General features: G+C 62.4%; 13 protein-coding genes. 9 read left to right on the top strand and 4 right to left on the bottom strand.

The window, feature by feature from the left end; genetic code table 11:
• Positions 1 to 8: 8 nt before the first annotated feature.
• The 9 genes from argS to CVS27_RS04560 all read left to right on the top strand — a co-directional run bounded on the left by argS (position 9) and on the right by CVS27_RS04560 (position 12,131).
• Entirely contained in the window at positions 9 to 1,661 is a 1,653-nt protein-coding gene (gene argS / locus CVS27_RS04600) for an arginine--tRNA ligase (RefSeq protein WP_103464555.1), read from the top strand.
• A 3-nt stretch (positions 1,662 to 1,664) separates the two neighbouring features.
• Positions 1,665 to 3,131, top strand: coding sequence for a diaminopimelate decarboxylase (gene lysA / locus CVS27_RS04595; protein ID WP_103464554.1), 1,467 nt, complete (start codon positions 1,665 to 1,667; stop codon positions 3,129 to 3,131).
• 37 nt (positions 3,132 to 3,168) lie between these two features.
• Positions 3,169 to 4,506 (top strand): homoserine dehydrogenase, encoded by a 1,338-nt coding sequence (locus CVS27_RS04590; RefSeq protein ID WP_103464750.1) that lies wholly within the window; start codon positions 3,169 to 3,171, stop codon positions 4,504 to 4,506.
• Positions 4,506 to 5,609, top strand: a complete 1,104-nt coding sequence (gene thrC, locus CVS27_RS04585; protein ID WP_103464553.1) for a threonine synthase — start codon at positions 4,506 to 4,508, stop codon at positions 5,607 to 5,609. Before CVS27_RS04590 ends, thrC begins: the two co-directional genes overlap by 1 nt.
• Before the next feature lie 27 nt (positions 5,610 to 5,636).
• Positions 5,637 to 6,611, top strand: a complete 975-nt coding sequence (gene thrB / locus CVS27_RS04580) for a homoserine kinase (protein WP_243400053.1) — start codon at positions 5,637 to 5,639, stop codon at positions 6,609 to 6,611.
• Positions 6,612 to 6,941: 330 nt separating this feature from the next.
• Positions 6,942 to 9,107, top strand: coding sequence for a transcription termination factor Rho (gene rho, locus CVS27_RS04575; protein WP_103464551.1), 2,166 nt, complete (start codon positions 6,942 to 6,944; stop codon positions 9,105 to 9,107).
• A 154-nt stretch (positions 9,108 to 9,261) separates the two neighbouring features.
• Positions 9,262 to 10,338 carry a peptide chain release factor 1 gene (gene prfA, locus CVS27_RS04570; RefSeq protein WP_103464550.1) on the top strand — a complete coding sequence of 359 codons (1,077 nt, stop codon included), beginning with the start codon at positions 9,262 to 9,264 and terminating at the stop codon, positions 10,336 to 10,338.
• Complete coding sequence (gene prmC / locus CVS27_RS04565) at positions 10,301 to 11,191, top strand: peptide chain release factor N(5)-glutamine methyltransferase (RefSeq protein ID WP_103464549.1); 891 nt, start codon at positions 10,301 to 10,303, stop codon at positions 11,189 to 11,191. Before prfA ends, prmC begins: the two co-directional genes overlap by 38 nt.
• Before the next feature lie 73 nt (positions 11,192 to 11,264).
• Positions 11,265 to 12,131, top strand: a complete 867-nt coding sequence (locus CVS27_RS04560) for an L-threonylcarbamoyladenylate synthase (protein ID WP_103464548.1) — start codon at positions 11,265 to 11,267, stop codon at positions 12,129 to 12,131.
• A gap of 85 nt (positions 12,132 to 12,216) precedes the next feature.
• Here the strand turns inward: CVS27_RS04560 and CVS27_RS04555 are convergent, their stop codons facing one another.
• The 4 genes from CVS27_RS04555 to CVS27_RS04540 all read right to left on the bottom strand — a co-directional run bounded on the left by CVS27_RS04555 (position 12,217) and on the right by CVS27_RS04540 (position 15,595).
• Positions 12,217 to 12,606 (bottom strand): (R)-mandelonitrile lyase, encoded by a 390-nt coding sequence (locus tag CVS27_RS04555; RefSeq protein ID WP_103464547.1) that lies wholly within the window; start codon positions 12,604 to 12,606, stop codon positions 12,217 to 12,219.
• A 118-nt stretch (positions 12,607 to 12,724) separates the two neighbouring features.
• Positions 12,725 to 13,726 (bottom strand): NAD-dependent epimerase/dehydratase family protein, encoded by a 1,002-nt coding sequence (locus tag CVS27_RS04550; RefSeq protein WP_103464546.1) that lies wholly within the window; start codon positions 13,724 to 13,726, stop codon positions 12,725 to 12,727.
• Positions 13,716 to 14,699 (bottom strand): glycosyltransferase, encoded by a 984-nt coding sequence (locus tag CVS27_RS04545; protein WP_165788085.1) that lies wholly within the window; start codon positions 14,697 to 14,699, stop codon positions 13,716 to 13,718. Before CVS27_RS04545 ends, CVS27_RS04550 begins: the two co-directional genes overlap by 11 nt.
• The gene (locus CVS27_RS04540; RefSeq protein WP_103464749.1) at positions 14,696 to 15,595 is read right to left on the bottom strand and encodes a glycosyltransferase family 2 protein; all 900 of its coding nucleotides are present in this window, start codon (positions 15,593 to 15,595) and stop codon (positions 14,696 to 14,698) included. Before CVS27_RS04540 ends, CVS27_RS04545 begins: the two co-directional genes overlap by 4 nt.
• Positions 15,596 to 15,756 lie beyond the last annotated feature (161 nt).

The following is a 15,756-nucleotide window of genomic DNA, read 5'->3' as shown; positions in this document are numbered from 1 at the left end:
TTAGGGGTGTGACTCCTGAAGAACTTTCTGCCGCCATTACCACCTGCCTAAAAGATGCCGTCGACGCCGGTGAACTCAGTGTTCCCGTCGAGGCCCTGCCCACGGAAGTCAAGGTGGACCGGCCCAAGAGCCGCGAGCACGGCGACTGGGCCACCAATATTGCCCTCCAGCTGGCCAAGCCGGCGGGAGTTCCGCCGCGCAAAATCGCCGAAGTCCTCAGCACCCGCCTGGCGCAAATTCCCGGCGTTTCCACGGTGGACATTGCCGGTCCCGGCTTCCTGAACATCATTCTTGACGCTGCCGCCGCAGGCGAACTGGCCAAGGCAATCGTTGAAGCCGGCGAAAGCTTCGGCACCACTGCAGCCATGGCCGGCACCAAGATCAACCTGGAATTCGTCTCCGCCAACCCCACCGGCCCCATCCACCTCGGTGGCACCCGTTGGGCAGCAGTGGGCGACTCCCTGGCCCGCATCTTCCAGTCTCAGGGCGCCGACGTCACTCGTGAGTACTACTTCAATGACCACGGCAACCAGATTGACAAGTTTGCCCGCTCATTGCTGGCCAGCGCCAAGGGCGAGGCCGCACCGGAAGACGGCTACGGCGGCGACTACATCGAGGACATCGCCAAGGAAGTCATGGCGAACAACCCCGGCATCCTTGACTCAGCGGATCCCCAGGAAGAGTTCCGCGCCCAGGGCGTTGAGCTCATGTTTGCCGCCATCCGCGCCTCCCTGCACGAGTTCGGCGTGGACTTTGATGTCTACTTCCACGAGAACTCCTTGTTTGAGAACGGTGCCGTGGAGAAGCTTCTGGACCAGCTCAAGGGCTCCGGCAACATGTACCTCAAGGACGGCGCCTGGTGGCTGAACTCCACCGACTACGGCGACGACAAGGACCGCGTGGTCATCAAGAGTGACGGCAACGCAGCCTATATTGCCGGCGATATAGCCTACTTCAAGAACAAGCGCGACCGCGGCTTTGACCTGTGCATCTACATGCTCGGCGCCGACCACCACGGCTATGTTGCCCGCCTGAAGGCAGCAGCTGCGGCCATGGGCGACGACGCCAACCGCGTTGAGGTCCTCATCGGCCAGATGGTGAACCTGGTTCAGGACGGCAAGCCAGTCCGCATGTCCAAGCGCGCCGGCACAGTGGTCACCATGGAAGACCTCGTGGAGGTTGTTGGCACGGACGCCGCCCGCTACTCGCTGGCCCGCTTCTCCTCCGACTCCAACATTGACATCGACTTGGACGTGCTGACCAAGAAGTCCAACGAGAACCCCGTGTTCTACGTGCAGTACGCCCATGCCCGCACCCGCGCGGTGGGCCGCAACGCAGCAGCCGCAGACGTGGAGCGCACCTCCTTTGATGCAGCAACCCTGACCCACGCAACGGAGTCTGAGCTCCTCGCCGTGCTGGGCCAGTACCCGGGCGTGCTCAACCAGGCCGCCTCCTTCCGCGAACCGCACCGCGTGGCCCGCCACCTGGAAGTCATCGCCGGCGCCTATCACCGCTGGTACGACGCCTGCCGCGTGACCCCCATGGGCGAGGAAGCCATCACCGACACGAACCGCACCCGCCTCTGGCTCAACGACGCCGTGGGCCAGGTTCTCGCCAACGGCCTGTCCCTGTTGGGTGTCTCAGCTCCGGAACGGATGTAAGCCATGACTGACACAACCTCAGCGGTCCAGCAGATTGCCGGCGCCGAGCTGGCACCGGCGTGGCTGCCTGCCGCCGGTGACGTCAATGAGCTTGTCCCTGCCATGTGGGCGCACGACGTCGAACGCGGACCAAACGGGGAAGTCACCATCAGTGGCATCCCGGTGAGTGAACTGAAGGCCCAGTTTGGCACCCCGCTGTTCGTCATGAGCGAGGACGACTTCCGCGCCCGTGCACGGACGTTCAAGACTGCCTTTGATCAGGCATTCAAAGACATTTGCGGCGGCGTGGACGTCTACTACGCAGGCAAGGCCTTCTTGTCCACCGAAGTGGCCCGCTGGGTGGATTCCGAGGGCCTGCGCCTGGACACGTGCTCCGGCGGTGAACTGGCCGTGGCCAAGCGTGCCGGCCTGTCCGGCGCAAACCTGGGGTTGCACGGCAACAACAAGTCCAGCGCCGAGATCAACCGCGCCCTGGACATGGGCCTGGGTCGCATTGTTGTGGACAGCTTGCATGAGCTTGCGCGGGTGGCCGACATTGCGGGCGCCCGCGGCGTGAAGGCCAACGTCATGTTGCGCCTGACCCCCGGCGTGCACGCCCACACGCACGAATCGATTGCCACAGCGCACGAGGACCAGAAGTTCGGCCTCTCCTTCATTGCCGAGGATCCGGAGGCACCCGGCATGAGCGCTGCCGAGGCGGCCGCAAAGCTGGCCGTGGAGTCGGCGAGCATCAACTTCCTGGGCTTCCACGCCCACATCGGATCGCAAATCTTTGAGGCCGAGGGCTTTGAAATTGCCGCCCGCAAGCTGTTGGCCTTCACCAACGAAATCCAGAACAAGTACAGCATCACGCTGCCCGAGCTGGACCTGGGTGGCGGCTACGGCATCGCCTATACGGCAGTGGACACCCCGCGGCCCGCCGCCGAGGTCGCGGAGGCCATGGCCGCCGTCGTCCGAGAAACTTGCGCACAGCTGGGCATGAGCTGCCCGCGCCTGTCCATTGAGCCCGGCCGTGCCATTGTCGGCAGCACCACCTTCACCTTGTATGAGACCGGCACGCTGAAAACCGTGCAGGTTGAGGTGGACGGCCAAGAAGATGTGACGGCGCCGCGCCGCTATGTTTCGGTGGATGGCGGTATGAGCGACAACGCCCGTCCGGTGCTTTATGACGCGGATTATTCGGCCGTCGTGGCCAACAGGTCCTCCATTGCGACTCCAGCTTTGTCCCGAGTGGTGGGCAAACATTGCGAGAGTGGTGACATTGTTGTTAGAGATGTATATCTGCCCAATGACGTGGCGGCCGGGGATTTGCTTGCAGTCCCCGGAACGGGCGCGTACTGCTGGGCATTGGCCAGCAACTATAACTATGTGCCCCGTCCGCCCGTCGTCGCCGTAAAAAACGGCACCGCACGCTTGATTGTGCGGGGCGAAACCGAAGATGATTTGCTGGCACGCGATTTAGGGGCCTAGAGGGACTTTGACAGAGCGCAACACCGCGGACACTGATGTGACCGCCAATAGCAAGACCTTGAAAGTGGCGCTCCTTGGAGCAGGAAATGTGGGCTCGCAAGTCGCGCGCATTTTGCTCGACGACGCCGACGCCTTGGCTGCCCGCACGGGTGCCCGTTTGGAGTTGGTGGGCATTGCCGTGCGGAACGTTGACGCGCCCCGTGAGGTTGAACTGCCCCGCGAGCTATTTACCACCGACGCCTCGGCGCTAGTGCGTGGAGCCGACATTGTCATTGAGCTCATGGGTGGCTTGGAGCCGGCCCGCACGCTGATTCTGGAAGCCATTGAGCACGGCGCCGCAGTTGTCACCGGAAACAAGGCGCTGCTGGCAGTGGATGGCCCCACCTTGTATGAGAAGGCTGACGCCGCAGGCGTCCAGCTCTCCTTCGAGGCTGCCGTGGCTGGCGCCATCCCCATTCTGCGCCCCATCAATGACAGCCTGGCCGGGGACAAGATCACCCGCATCATGGGCATCGTCAATGGCACCACCAACTACATCCTGGACGCAATGGATTCCACCGGGGCCCAGTTTGCTGACGCGTTGGCTGACGCCACTCGCCTGGGCTACGCCGAAGCAGACCCCACAGCCGACATTGAAGGTCACGACGCGGCAGCCAAGGGCGCCATTTTGGCCTCACTGGCCTTCCACACCCGCTTTGCACTGGAGGATGTGGATTGCCAGGGCATCACCGAGGTGACGGCGGCTGACATCGCAGCGGCCAAGGATGCCGGCTACGTCATCAAGCTGCTGGCGATTGCCGAGAAACTTGAGGCAGCGAACAGCGACGGCGCGATCACCAGTGGTGTCAGCGTCCGCGTGCACCCCACCTTGATTCCCCGTGAGCACCCGCTGGGTGCCGTGCGCGGAGCCTTCAACGCTGTATTTGTTGAGGCGGAATCGGCCGGTGAATTGATGTTCTATGGTCGTGGCGCCGGTGGGTCGCCCACCGCGTCCGCAGTCATGGGCGATGTTGTCTCGGCTGCACGCCGCATGGTCTTGGGCGGCCCCGGCCGCACCGAATCAACCATTGAGGTGCTGCCGGTACTGCCGATCGAAGCCGTCACCACGCAGTACTACATTGGCATAGACGCGGCGGACCAGCCGGGCGTTCTGGCAAAGATTTCAGCGCTCTTTGCGCAGAATGGTGTCTCCATTGAGACCATGCGACAAACAGTGCACAGTGAAGGCAACGGCCACGACGGGCCCGGCTCGGCAGAGCTGCGCATCGTCACACACCGTGCCAGCGAGGCTGCCTTGGCAGCAACTGTTGAGGCCATCAAGGGTCTTGACATCATTAATTCCGTAACGAGTGTCTTGAGGGTGGAGGGAGTCTAATGGCTCACCAGTGGCGCGGAGTTGTCCGCGAATATGCAGAGCGTTTGCCGGTCACGGCAGAAACCAAGATCATCACGTTGGGTGAAGGTGGCACACCGCTGGTGTTCGCTACGCACCTTTCCGAGCTCACCGGTTCCAAGGTCTACCTGAAGGTGGAGGGCATGAACCCCACCGGTTCCTTCAAGGACCGCGGCATGACCATGGCCATGACGGCAGCTGTTGCGGCAGGGGCCAAGGCAGTGGTTTGCGCTTCCACCGGCAACACCTCAGCCTCCGCGGCAGCCTATGCCAAGGCTGCCGGGCTCACCTGTGCGGTCTTGGTGCCTGAGGGCAAGATTTCCATGGGCAAGCTCAGCCAGGCCGTGGCCCACGGCGCCACCATTTTGCAAGTTGACGGCAACTTTGACAACTGCCTGGATGTGGCCCGCAAGCTGGCTGACTCCTACCCCGTTTTCCTGGTGAACTCGGTTAACCCAGCACGCATTGAAGGCCAGAAGACTGGCGCCTTTGAGGTAGTTGACGCCCTGGGTGACGCTCCGGATTACCATGTGCTGCCCGTTGGCAACGCAGGCAACATCAGCGCCTACTGGAGGGGCTACCGCGAATACGCAGCCCCCTACGAGTCGGCAACTGCCGGCACCCTGCCTGCAGTCTCCACGCACACCCCCATCATGTGGGGCTTCCAGGCAGCTGGCGCAGCACCGTTCGTGGCCGGCCACCCCATCACCGAGCCGGACACCATCGCCACGGCCATTCGCATTGGCAACCCGGCGTCCTGGGACATGGCCATTGCGGCCCGCGATGAGTCCGGTGGACTCATCGAAGCCGTGACGGATGAAGAAATCCTTGCCGCCCACCGCTGGCTCTCAGCCAAGGAAGGCGTCTTTGTTGAACCGGGTTCGGCAGCAGGTGTTGCCGGCTTGATCAAGAAGCACGCAGCCGGCCAGGTCCCCACAGGCAAGACCTTTGTCGTCACTGTCACCGGCCACGGTTTGAAGGATCCCGACTGGGCCCTGAAAAACGCCGATGGCAGCGCGGCCGAGCCGAAGTCAGTTCCCTTTGACGTGGTCACAGTTGCCACCGCACTGGGCCTGACGGACTAGCAGCACACCATCATGACAGGGCTCACCATGACTTCCCCGCTTCTGAAAACTCCCGCAACCGGGGCCACCGCCACCGTGCGCGTCCCCGGCACCAGCGCGAATCTTGGCCCCGGCTTTGATTCCCTGGGCCTGGCCGTTTCGCTCTACGACACCTTGAGCATCACCGTGTTGGAGACCCCGGCGCTGGAGTTTGAACTAAGCGGGGAAGGGGTTGAGTCCCTGCCAAGGGATGCCAGTCACCTGGTGGTCAAGACCATGGACCTGGTCTGGGAACGCCTGGGCTACAGCCGTGGGGGATTGCGCGTTTCGGCGAGTAACGTACTCCCACACGGCCGCGGCCTGGGCTCCTCGGCGTCGGCCATTGTGGCAGCCATCATGGCTGCCAACGCCTTGGTTGCCCCGGCCGACCAGCAAGACGATGCCTGGGTTTTGCAGCTGGCCTCGGAACTTGAAGGCCATCCGGACAACGTGGCCCCGGCCATCTTTGGCGCCGTCGCTGTTTCCTGGCAAGAAGCTGCCGGTTTCGCCAGTGCCAAGGTCATGCCACACGCAGGGGTCATTCCGGTGGCCGCCATTCCCGATGTGGAATTGAAAACAGAACGTGCCCGCGGCATGCTGCCGGCAACTGTTCCGCACGCAGACGCTGCGGCAAATTCGGGTAGGGCAGCGTTGTTGATGCATGCCCTGAGTGCCGAGCCGACGCTGTTGCTCGCCGGCACCCGTGACTACCTGCACCAGGATTACCGTGCAGAAGCCATGCCCGGCAGTGCAGCCCTGGTGGCACAATTGCGCCAAGAAGGCCACGCCGCCTTCATTTCAGGTGCCGGGCCAACGGTCATGACACTTGCCAATGGTGTTGAAGAAGCTGAGCTGATAGTGCACCGGATCAACGAATTGGGTGCAAGCACATCCATGCCCGCGATTTCCGGCGTGTCTTGGCGTGTTCTGCGGCTCCAGGTGGACCTTGAAGGTGCTAAAGTGGAAGTGCATCCCAGCTTATAAACACCTTCCTCAAGCTGCTTTTAAACGGCAGTTGCGGAAATGAAGTATGTTTATTGGCCTTGATGCCGCTCTTGTGGCCCGCGTTATCTTGTGCGGTGCCTACTGGATTGAACTTTCGGCAGCCGCCGTAGCGATCCAGAGAGTCACACCATTTGAGATTTGATTCAAAGAGTGAATTTCACCATTCCATTTCACCCCCGTCGTTTTGTGGGGAAACGGAATGGAACCTCAGATTTTCCCTGTGAGCCTGTGCGGCAACAACAGAGGAATCTGACACTAATCATCGCGGCCCCAATAATTGGGCCCGCCATCGAGGGGGAAGGATCCTTCGTGACCGAAACAATTACTTCAGCCGCTGCTCCCACAGCTGCTGATGCGGACACCACAACCAACGCACCTGCCAAGTCCGCGGGACTGGCTGGACTAAAGCTTGCCCAGTTGCAGGTTTTGGCTGGACAGTTAGGCATCACTGGCGGTTCCAGGATGCGCAAGGGCGATCTTGTTGAAGCCATTTCAGCACACCAGCGCGGATCATCGGTTGCCGACCGCCAGAGCCGCGGCACCAAGGCTCCCGCCGAGTCCGCACCGGCAAAGACGGCCGAGCCCATTGCCGAGAACAAGGGCGCTGCCGAGTCTACCTCCGGCGCAACTGACGCAACTGAGCGTCCTGCCCGTGGCCGTGGCCGCACCCGCCGCGCTGCCAGCAGCGACGGCATCATCACCACCGGTACCAGCGCAGAAGCTGGCGTTGTAGCCCAGGCTCCGGCCGCCGTCGAGCCTACCGAGGCTGCTGCGCCTGAAACTGCCGAGAACGACGGCGAAAACCGCCGCCCTACGCGCACCCGCAACCGCCGTGCACAAGGTGGCGGACGCCAGCAGGAGGCTGCAAACGAGGCTCCGGCCGCCGTCGAATCCGCTCCCGCCGAGGCCAACGAGGCCACACAGGCTGAATCTGCCGGTGATAACGGTGAAGGCAACGATCGCAATCAGCGCAACCAGCGCAACAATAACCAGCGCAACCAGCGCAACGCAGGTGAGCGGAATGTCACCGAGCGCAACACCGGAGAGCGCGCAGCCGGCGATCGCAACGCGAGCACCAACAACGACGACGAAGACGGCTCGCGCAACAACCGCAACCGCCGCAACCGTCGTGACCGCAACGTCAACGAGTCAACCGAGCGCAACGATCGCAGCGGCAACAACGATCGAAGTGGCAACAACAGCCGCAACGACCGCAATGATCGCAACGACCGTTTCCGTGACCGCAACGAGCGCCGCCGCGGCCGCAACGCCGGTCCCGACTTTGATGACACCGAGGTCACCGAAGATGACGTGCTGCTGCCCGTAGCCGGCATCTTGGACATCCTGGAAAACTACGCATTCGTGCGCACCTCCGGCTACCTGCCCGGCTCCAACGATGTTTACGTTTCCCTCTCACAGGTCAAGAAGTACAACCTGCGCAAGGGCGATGCAGTGGTTGGTGCCATCCGTGCACCGCGCGAAGGCGAAGACCGCAGCCAGGCCCAGACCGCCCGCCAGAAGTTCAACGCCTTGGTGCGCGTCACCAGCGTCAACGGCAAGAACCCGGACGAGCTCAAGGACCGTGTTGAGTTCTCCAAGCTCGTGCCGCTGTACCCCTCAGAGCGTCTGCGTCTGGAGACCGATCCCAAGAAGATCGGCCCCCGCGTCATCGACCTGGTGGCGCCCATCGGCAAGGGCCAGCGCGGTTTGATCGTGTCCCCGCCCAAGGCTGGCAAGACCTTGATCCTGCAGTCCATTGCCAACGCCATCACCATCAACAATCCTGAGGTTCACCTCATGATGGTTCTTGTTGACGAACGCCCTGAAGAAGTCACCGACATGCAGCGCACCGTCAAGGGTGAGGTTATTGCCTCCACCTTCGACCGTCCGGCCGATGACCACACCCAGGTTGCCGAGCTCTCCATTGAGCGTGCCAAGCGCCTGGTGGAAATGGGCATGGACGTTGTTGTTCTGCTGGACTCCATGACCCGTTTGGGCCGTGCCTACAACAACTCTGCCCCGTCCTCCGGACGCATCCTTTCCGGTGGTGTGGACTCTGCTGCCCTGTACCCGCCCAAGCGTTTCTTCGGTGCGGCCCGCAACATCGAAAACGGCGGCTCACTGACCATCTTGGCCACGGCACTGGTGGAAACCGGTTCCAAGGCTGATGAGGTCATCTTCGAGGAGTTCAAGGGCACCGGCAACATGGAGCTGCGCCTGTCCCGCCAGCTGGCTGACAAGCGCATCTTCCCGGCCGTTGACGTCAACGCCTCGGGTACTCGCCGCGAAGAAAACCTGCTGTCCCCGGAAGAGGTCAAGATCATGTGGCGCCTGCGCCGCGTTCTTTCCGGCCTGGAAATGCAGCAGTCCCTTGAACTGCTCACCTCCAAGATCCGTGAAACAGGCTCCAACGTCGAGTTCCTCATGCAGATCCAGAAGACAACCCTGGGCTCCAAGGCCGAACAAGACAAATAGCTGTTCAAACTAATCCGCCTTCGTAGAGAAGGGGCCCGCCCAGGCTCCTTCTCTACTTCGGGCGGATTAGTGCGTTAACAGCTTTCCGTGACGGCGCCGGCAGCGCATCATCTTGAAGTTATTAGACTTGACTTACGTCGAGAGAGGTTTTGAAATGTTTGAATCAATCCATGGGTTGCTCGATGAGCATGCCGAGTTGCAGATGCGTCTGAGCGAACCCGAGGTGCATGCTGATCAGTCGCTGGCACGCAAGCTCGGCCGCCGCTATGCGGAACTGAGCAATGTGGTGGAAGGCTACCACCAGGTTGAAACAATCAGCGATGACCTCGAAGCTGCCAAGGAAATGGCTGCCGAGGACGCAGAGTTTGCTGCTGAGGTGCCTGTTTTGGAGGAGCAACTGGCCGCGGCGCAGGAGAAGCTGCGCCGCCTGTTGATCCCGCGCGATCCGGACGACGCCCGTGATGTGATCCTTGAAGTCAAGGCCGGCGAAGGTGGCGATGAAGCTGCGCTGTTCGCCGCCGACCTGGTGCGCATGTACACGCGTTATGCCGAAAATCGTGGGTGGAAGACTGAAGTCATCTCAGCCACGCATTCAGACCTTGGCGGCTACAAGGATATTTCCATCGCCGTCAAGGGCCGTTCCAACGACCCCGCCGAAGGCGTATTTGCCCGCCTGAAGTTTGAGGGCGGCGTGCACCGCGTGCAGCGCGTGCCGGCCACCGAGTCCCAGGGGCGCATCCACACCTCCGCTGCCGGTGTTCTGGTGCTGCCGGAAGTTGATGAGCCCGAGGAAGTGGACATCAACCAAAACGACCTTAAGATTGACGTTTACCGTTCCTCTGGCCCCGGTGGCCAGTCGGTTAACACCACTGACTCTGCAGTGCGCATCACGCACTTGCCCACGGGCATTGTGGTCGCCATGCAGAATGAGAAGTCGCAGCTGCAAAACCGTGAGGCAGGCATGCGCGTGCTGCGTGCCCGCATCCTGGCCCACCAGCAGGCCATCATCGACGCCGAGAACTCGGCCGTGCGCAAGTCGCAGATCCGCACCATGGACCGTTCCGAGCGCATCCGCACGTACAACTACCCGGAAAACCGGATCGCCGACCACCGCACCGGGTACAAGGCCTACAACCTTGACGCCGTCATGAACGGTGACCTGGAACCCGTTGTCCAGTCGGCCATTGTGATGGATGAGCAAACCCGTTTGGACGCCCTGGGTGACCAGTAGCCTTTCTGATGCTGTTTCGGGAGCGACGGCGGCCCTTGCGGCCGCCGGCGTGCCCTCACCGGCGGTGGATGCCCAGCTTTTAGCTGCGCACCTGCTCGGTGTGGGCCTGGGAGAATTGGCTGCCATGCTATTTGGCACAGCTGTAGCACCTGCGGGCTATGCGGAGCTGGTGGCACGTCGTGCCGCTCGCGAACCCCTGCAGCACATCACCGGTATCGCCTATTTCAGGCACCTTGAACTGGCCGTGGGCAAGGGCGTCTTCGTGCCGCGGCCGGAGACTGAATCCGTGGTTCAATTGGCCATCGACGTATTAGCACGGCTGCGCCAAGAACGCGGTGGGGAGACCGAACTTCTCGCCGTTGATCTCGGCACGGGCTCCGGTGCCATCGCCGGTGCCATGGCCACGGAGGCCGCCGGAACCCGCGTCTACGCTGTGGAACTCAGTGACGACGCATACCCGTGGGCTGCGAAGAATCTGGCCAACACCGGCGCCACCTTGGTTCGAGGCGACATGCGAGATGCTCTGGGCGAACTGGAGGGAACAGTGGACGTGGTGGTGTCCAACCCGCCATACATTCCAGCCGATGCCATTCCGCGGGACGTGGAAGTTCGGCTGTACGACCCGCACATGGCGCTTTACGGCGGGGGAGCGGACGGCATGGACATGCCCAAGGCGGCCTTGGCAAGTGCTGCGCGGCTTCTGCGCCCGGGTGGCTTCTTCGTCATGGAGCATGCAGAAGTGCAGGCAGAACAAATGGCGGAGCTGTTTGAGCAGAGCGGACAGTGGCGCAATGTGCGCACACACCTGGATTTGACCGGGCGCGACAGGGCCACCAGCGGCTACCGCCGCTAGATTATTGCGCTCTAACTTCATGATTGGCTGTGCGCGTTCAAATCTATGGGCGCCGTGATGAAAGAATGAACTTGTGAGTACCACTTCTTATAACTGCACCAATGATGCCCAGCGCGCCGAGGGTCTTGCCCACGCACAGAAGGCCATTGCTGCCAAGCAAGTTATCGTCATGCCCACGGATACCGTTTACGGCGTTGCCGCAGACGCGTTCTCGCCCCAGGCAGTGGCCACCTTGCTGGCTGCCAAGGGCCGCGGCCGCAACATGCCGCCTCCGGTGTTGATGCCGCGCATTGGCACCATGGAGGGTCTGGCCACAGAGATTCCAGACGACGCCCGGAAGCTTGCGGAGAAGTACTGGCCCGGCCCCTTGACCCTGATCTTCCACGCCCAGCCCTCGTTGACCTGGGATTTGGGCGACACCGTGGGCACTGTGGCCTTGCGTGTGCCAGATGACCAGTTGGCCCTTGATCTGCTGACTCTCACGGGCCCCCTTGCAGTATCCAGTGCCAACCGGACCGGTCAGCCGGCGGCACAGACAGCCTCCGAAGCCCGTGCCCAACTGGCAGAATCGGTTGAGGTGTATTTGGAGGGCGGCTTCCGTCCGCTGGAGGGAACCGATCCCACTCCGTCCACCATTGTGGACGCCACCGGCCTGCGCCTGCGCGTGGTCCGTGAGGGCGCCATTTCCCTCGCCGACATCCAAAAGATTGTGCCCAGTGCCTTGGGCTCCGAGCCGGAACCGGAAATGTGGTCCCCGCCGAACCTGACCAAGGACGAACCGGCCGAAACTGACGGTGAATCAGTTGAATCCACTGAAGCGGAAGCAGCCGATGAGGCTGCTCCGCCCATCAATCTGAGCAAGCCCGCCCCCGGGTCTGTCCCGAAATCAGCGGCTGAACCCGTGGACTTGGACAACAAGGATCCCGAAACGACGACTTAGGCACCATTCCCTGCGGTCAGTGTGCAGCTGGTGCGAGGTGGGCCCCCCCAACTCGCATCAGCTGCACACTCACCGTTTCCTGTGGTCAGCCGAGTTGGACGTGCTCGCCCCATTCGGTCTCCGGCCCGTCCTGGCCTTCGGCCAGTGATTCCCACATGGCCAAATGTGCCATGAAGTGTTCGGGTGTGGCGCCGTGCCAGTGCCAAACGCCCGGGGGAGTGTAGACGGTGTCGCCCTGACGCATCTCAATGATGTCCCCGCCGCGGGATTGCACCAGCCCCATCCCGTCGGTGATGTGAAGTGTCTGGCCATTGGCATGGCGGTGCCAGGCGGTGTGTGCGCCGGGGGCGAAACGAACAAGGTTGACGCGCAGCCGTGAAGGGGCCTCGCCAGCGGCGATGACGTCGAAGTGGACGTCGCCGCAAAACATCTCGGCGGGTCCTTTGGTGGTTGGAGTCTTGGGTACCAGGTGCATTCTTGAGTCCTTGCTGACATGTTGATCGCGGACCTCGGATCTGGTCCGTGGTCACAACCGTATGTCAGGACCGAAAGTTGTGGCAGGCACTGTTGGTACCTGCCACGGCAGAAACTCCCTACAGGGTGAGACTGACTCGCTCCAACAGCGGCCGGATGGCGGACGGGGGCACCAACCCCACTTCTTCGGCCCAACCCGGTGTTTGCTCCTGACCCAGCCACATGAGTTCCACCCGACGAAGGGAACCATGCAGGCGTTCGCCCAAAAGTCCGGACACAAAGTAGCCCGAGGCCAGAATGGGCCGGCACAGCCACGCGGGAATCACCATGGGTGCCTGCCCACCGGCGGCGGCCAGCACGTCCGTGACGGTAAGCCCCTCCCACGGCTGCAGCACCAGCGCCGGGACATGGCCGGCGAATGCACCCGCCTCCACCACAAACCAGGCCAGGGAGTCAATGGAGCTGACGGGTGTTGGGGCGGTTCCGGGCGAGGCCACCGAGGCTAACGGGGACGCCGCAATTTTGGCCAGTGACAAGGTGGTGGACCGGCTGGGCCCCTGGACGGAGGTGGCCCGAATGGTCACCACTGTCGAGTCGGGATCTACTGCCGCAACGGTGTCGCCGGCCAGGACTTCCAGCACCTCTTCGCCGAGAGTCTTGGAGCGTGAGTAGGCCGAGAACGGGGCGCGGACGGAGGTTTCATCGATGACGCGGCGGTGTCCCTGAACCGAGGCGCTGCTCAGATGCACCAAGCGTTTGACCCCGGCGGCGCGCGCGGCCAGGGCAATGACGGCGGGCAGGAAAGCGTTGGCGCCTGTCAGTGCTGGGGATTCGGCGTCGCCGGGGGCTGCCAGCCCCGCGGCGTTGACCACCACATCCACACCGTCAAATGCCTGCAGCAGCGCGGCATAGTCAGCGGCGCTCGTGGATCGGCCAGGACTTGTGAAAAGGCGGGCCTGGTCCGCAAGCGCCTGTGCGGTTGTTGCAACGCTGTTGAGCCGTGGCGCTGCGAGCGTGGCAACCTTCAGCCCCCTGCCGCGGAGCTCGGCAACTACGGCACTGCCAACAAAACCGGAGGCGCCCAGCACCAGCCAATGCGCGTGGGTTGGTTCACTGCTCATGCGGACTCACCTGCTCCAGGGCGGGCATCGGCTCAAAGTCCGTGGCGGCAAGAATCCGTCTGGACTCCAACCACCCTTTCCAGAGTTTGCGCCAGCCCCGCAGGGTCCGCTCCACGGCCACCAGCCGCAGCATCTCCTTGGCAGCGGTCAAGGCTGTCCCCAGGGCGAAGCCAACCGGGTTGAAGAGTCCGTGGACCCGTAGGTACTGCCCCACCAGTCCCCGGTTGCGCATGACGTAGTAACGGCTCAGATCTGAGGAGTCGTTGAGGTGCCGAATGCCCAGATCCATGCTGCGCTGGGCGCGAGCCTTATGCAGCACAAACTCGTTGACGTAGCGCACAGGCCGCTGGAGCGAAATCAACCAGCCAAAGGTGGTGTCATCCCAGTTCAGGAAGAATCGTGGATCCGGCAGGCCAACACCTCGCACGGCATCGGCATGCACCAGCATGCCCTCAAAGCAACCCACATTGGTGGCAAATTCGTTGGTCTTATCAAAGACGTCGCCGCGTACGGGCAGGGGGAAACCCAAGAAGGTGCTGAAGTTGTTCTGCCAGTAGAACGGTTCACCCGATGCGTCGTAGCGGCGTCCAATGATGGCGTCGTATTTCTCCATCCAGGGTCCAAAGGCAGCGATCGCCCCGGGAACGGTGGTGACGTCGTCGTCCATGAGCCACATCCATTGGGCGCCCTCGGCCAGGGCACGCTCCACACCTGCGGAGAATCCGCCAGCGCCGCCTGAATTGACAGCAAGCTCGTGATGAATCACGGCGACGGGGGACGGCAGGGCGGCACAGTGCGCCCGGGCCTGCTCAATGACCGAAACGGTGCCGTCGGTGCTGGCGTTGTTGACAACAATCACGCCATCCGGGGCGGGCTCCAGCGCGGCAATCGAGTCGAGCAGATCGGCAAGGTAGTCAGCACGGTTAAACGTGGTGATGACAAGGTAAAACTGCTCCCGCCGGCTCAAACTCAAAACTTCTGGTCCTTCATGGGACCAAATTTTGCCCCACGCAGACCGGCCCCATAGGTGCTGGCCCATTTGAGCAACCCCTTGACGTCGCCCTTTTTAAGGAAGAACAGCGGATAACCCACGGCATCTGCCACCAAGGAGCGCACGCGGCGATGCTTGCGGGTGAGGAATCCGCGGTTGCGGTAGTAGTAAAAACGCTTGAAGGGAGTTTCCGGAACCAGCACGTGCAGGCGGTCGCCCAGGACTTCCTGAACTTCACCCCAACCGGCCGGGTGGGTCAGGGCAACGGAGGTCACGGTGCCAAATTTCACCTTGGCTTCGCGCAGGCGCAGCATGAAGTCAGTTTCATCGCCGCGGATAAACAGGCGCAGATCGGGCAGGCCCACCTTGAAGAAGACATCGGTGCGGATCAAGGCGCCATTGAAGAACTGGCCCACATTGTCAATGAAGCCCAGCGGCTCAACCACTGCGCGGTCATGCGTCAGGTGGCCGTCAATCCGGAACGGGAAGGACAGTTTGGTGGGTTCGCCGGGGGCCACAATCAAGGGCACCACAACGTCCAGGCCGCGGGTCTTGGCGGCCGCCAACAGCGTGGCCAGGCAAGCGGGATCTTCGGGATGGGCGTCGTCGTCCATGATCCACACCCAGTCCGCACCGGAGGCAATGGCGTTCAAGATGGCCAGCGAGAACCCGCCGGCACCGCCCAGATTGGCCAGTGAGCGCACGTACGTAACCGGCGCAGCCGCCTCTGCGGCGATGTGGCCCACGGCCTCGGTGCCTGAATCCACCAAGGCTATGGCGTGCGGGGTGTGGGTTTGCTGTGCAAGGGCCCCCAGCAATGTGCGTACGTCCTCGGGCCTGTCAAAGGTGACGGCAGCGACGGCTACGGTATCGGTCAAGGAGGGTCCTCTCGGGCGGTGCTCGCGGCGAGGCGCGGCATCCGGCACGGCTAAACAGTGAGTAATCATCGGAAGGGATTACTATTCTTGTGTACCCTCCACTTTAGTACAGCCACCATCTTGTGGACTGTTGCGCCGTGGACAACTGGGCCTTAGTCAGC

The organism is Arthrobacter glacialis (assembly GCF_002909445.1).
Classification (GTDB): Bacteria; Actinomycetota; Actinomycetes; order Actinomycetales; family Micrococcaceae; genus Specibacter; species Specibacter glacialis.
The sequence above is the reverse complement of the archived record's forward strand: the minus strand, read 5'-3'. Positions and strand labels throughout refer to the sequence as shown.

Excerpts from the sequence above, each read along its gene's own strand:
- lysA (WP_103464554.1), top strand. The coding sequence starts at position 1,665 with ATGACTGACACAACCTCAGCGGTCCAGCAGATTGCCGGCGCCGAGCTG.
- thrC (WP_103464553.1), top strand. The coding sequence starts at position 4,506 with ATGGCTCACCAGTGGCGCGGAGTTGTCCGCGAATATGCAGAGCGTTTG.
- thrB (WP_243400053.1), top strand. The coding sequence starts at position 5,637 with ATGACTTCCCCGCTTCTGAAAACTCCCGCAACCGGGGCCACCGCCACC.
- prfA (WP_103464550.1), top strand. The coding sequence starts at position 9,262 with ATGTTTGAATCAATCCATGGGTTGCTCGATGAGCATGCCGAGTTGCAG.
- prmC (WP_103464549.1), top strand. The coding sequence starts at position 10,301 with ATGAGCAAACCCGTTTGGACGCCCTGGGTGACCAGTAGCCTTTCTGAT.
- CVS27_RS04555 (WP_103464547.1), bottom strand. The coding sequence starts at position 12,606 with ATGCACCTGGTACCCAAGACTCCAACCACCAAAGGACCCGCCGAGATG.
- CVS27_RS04550 (WP_103464546.1), bottom strand. The coding sequence starts at position 13,726 with ATGAGCAGTGAACCAACCCACGCGCATTGGCTGGTGCTGGGCGCCTCC.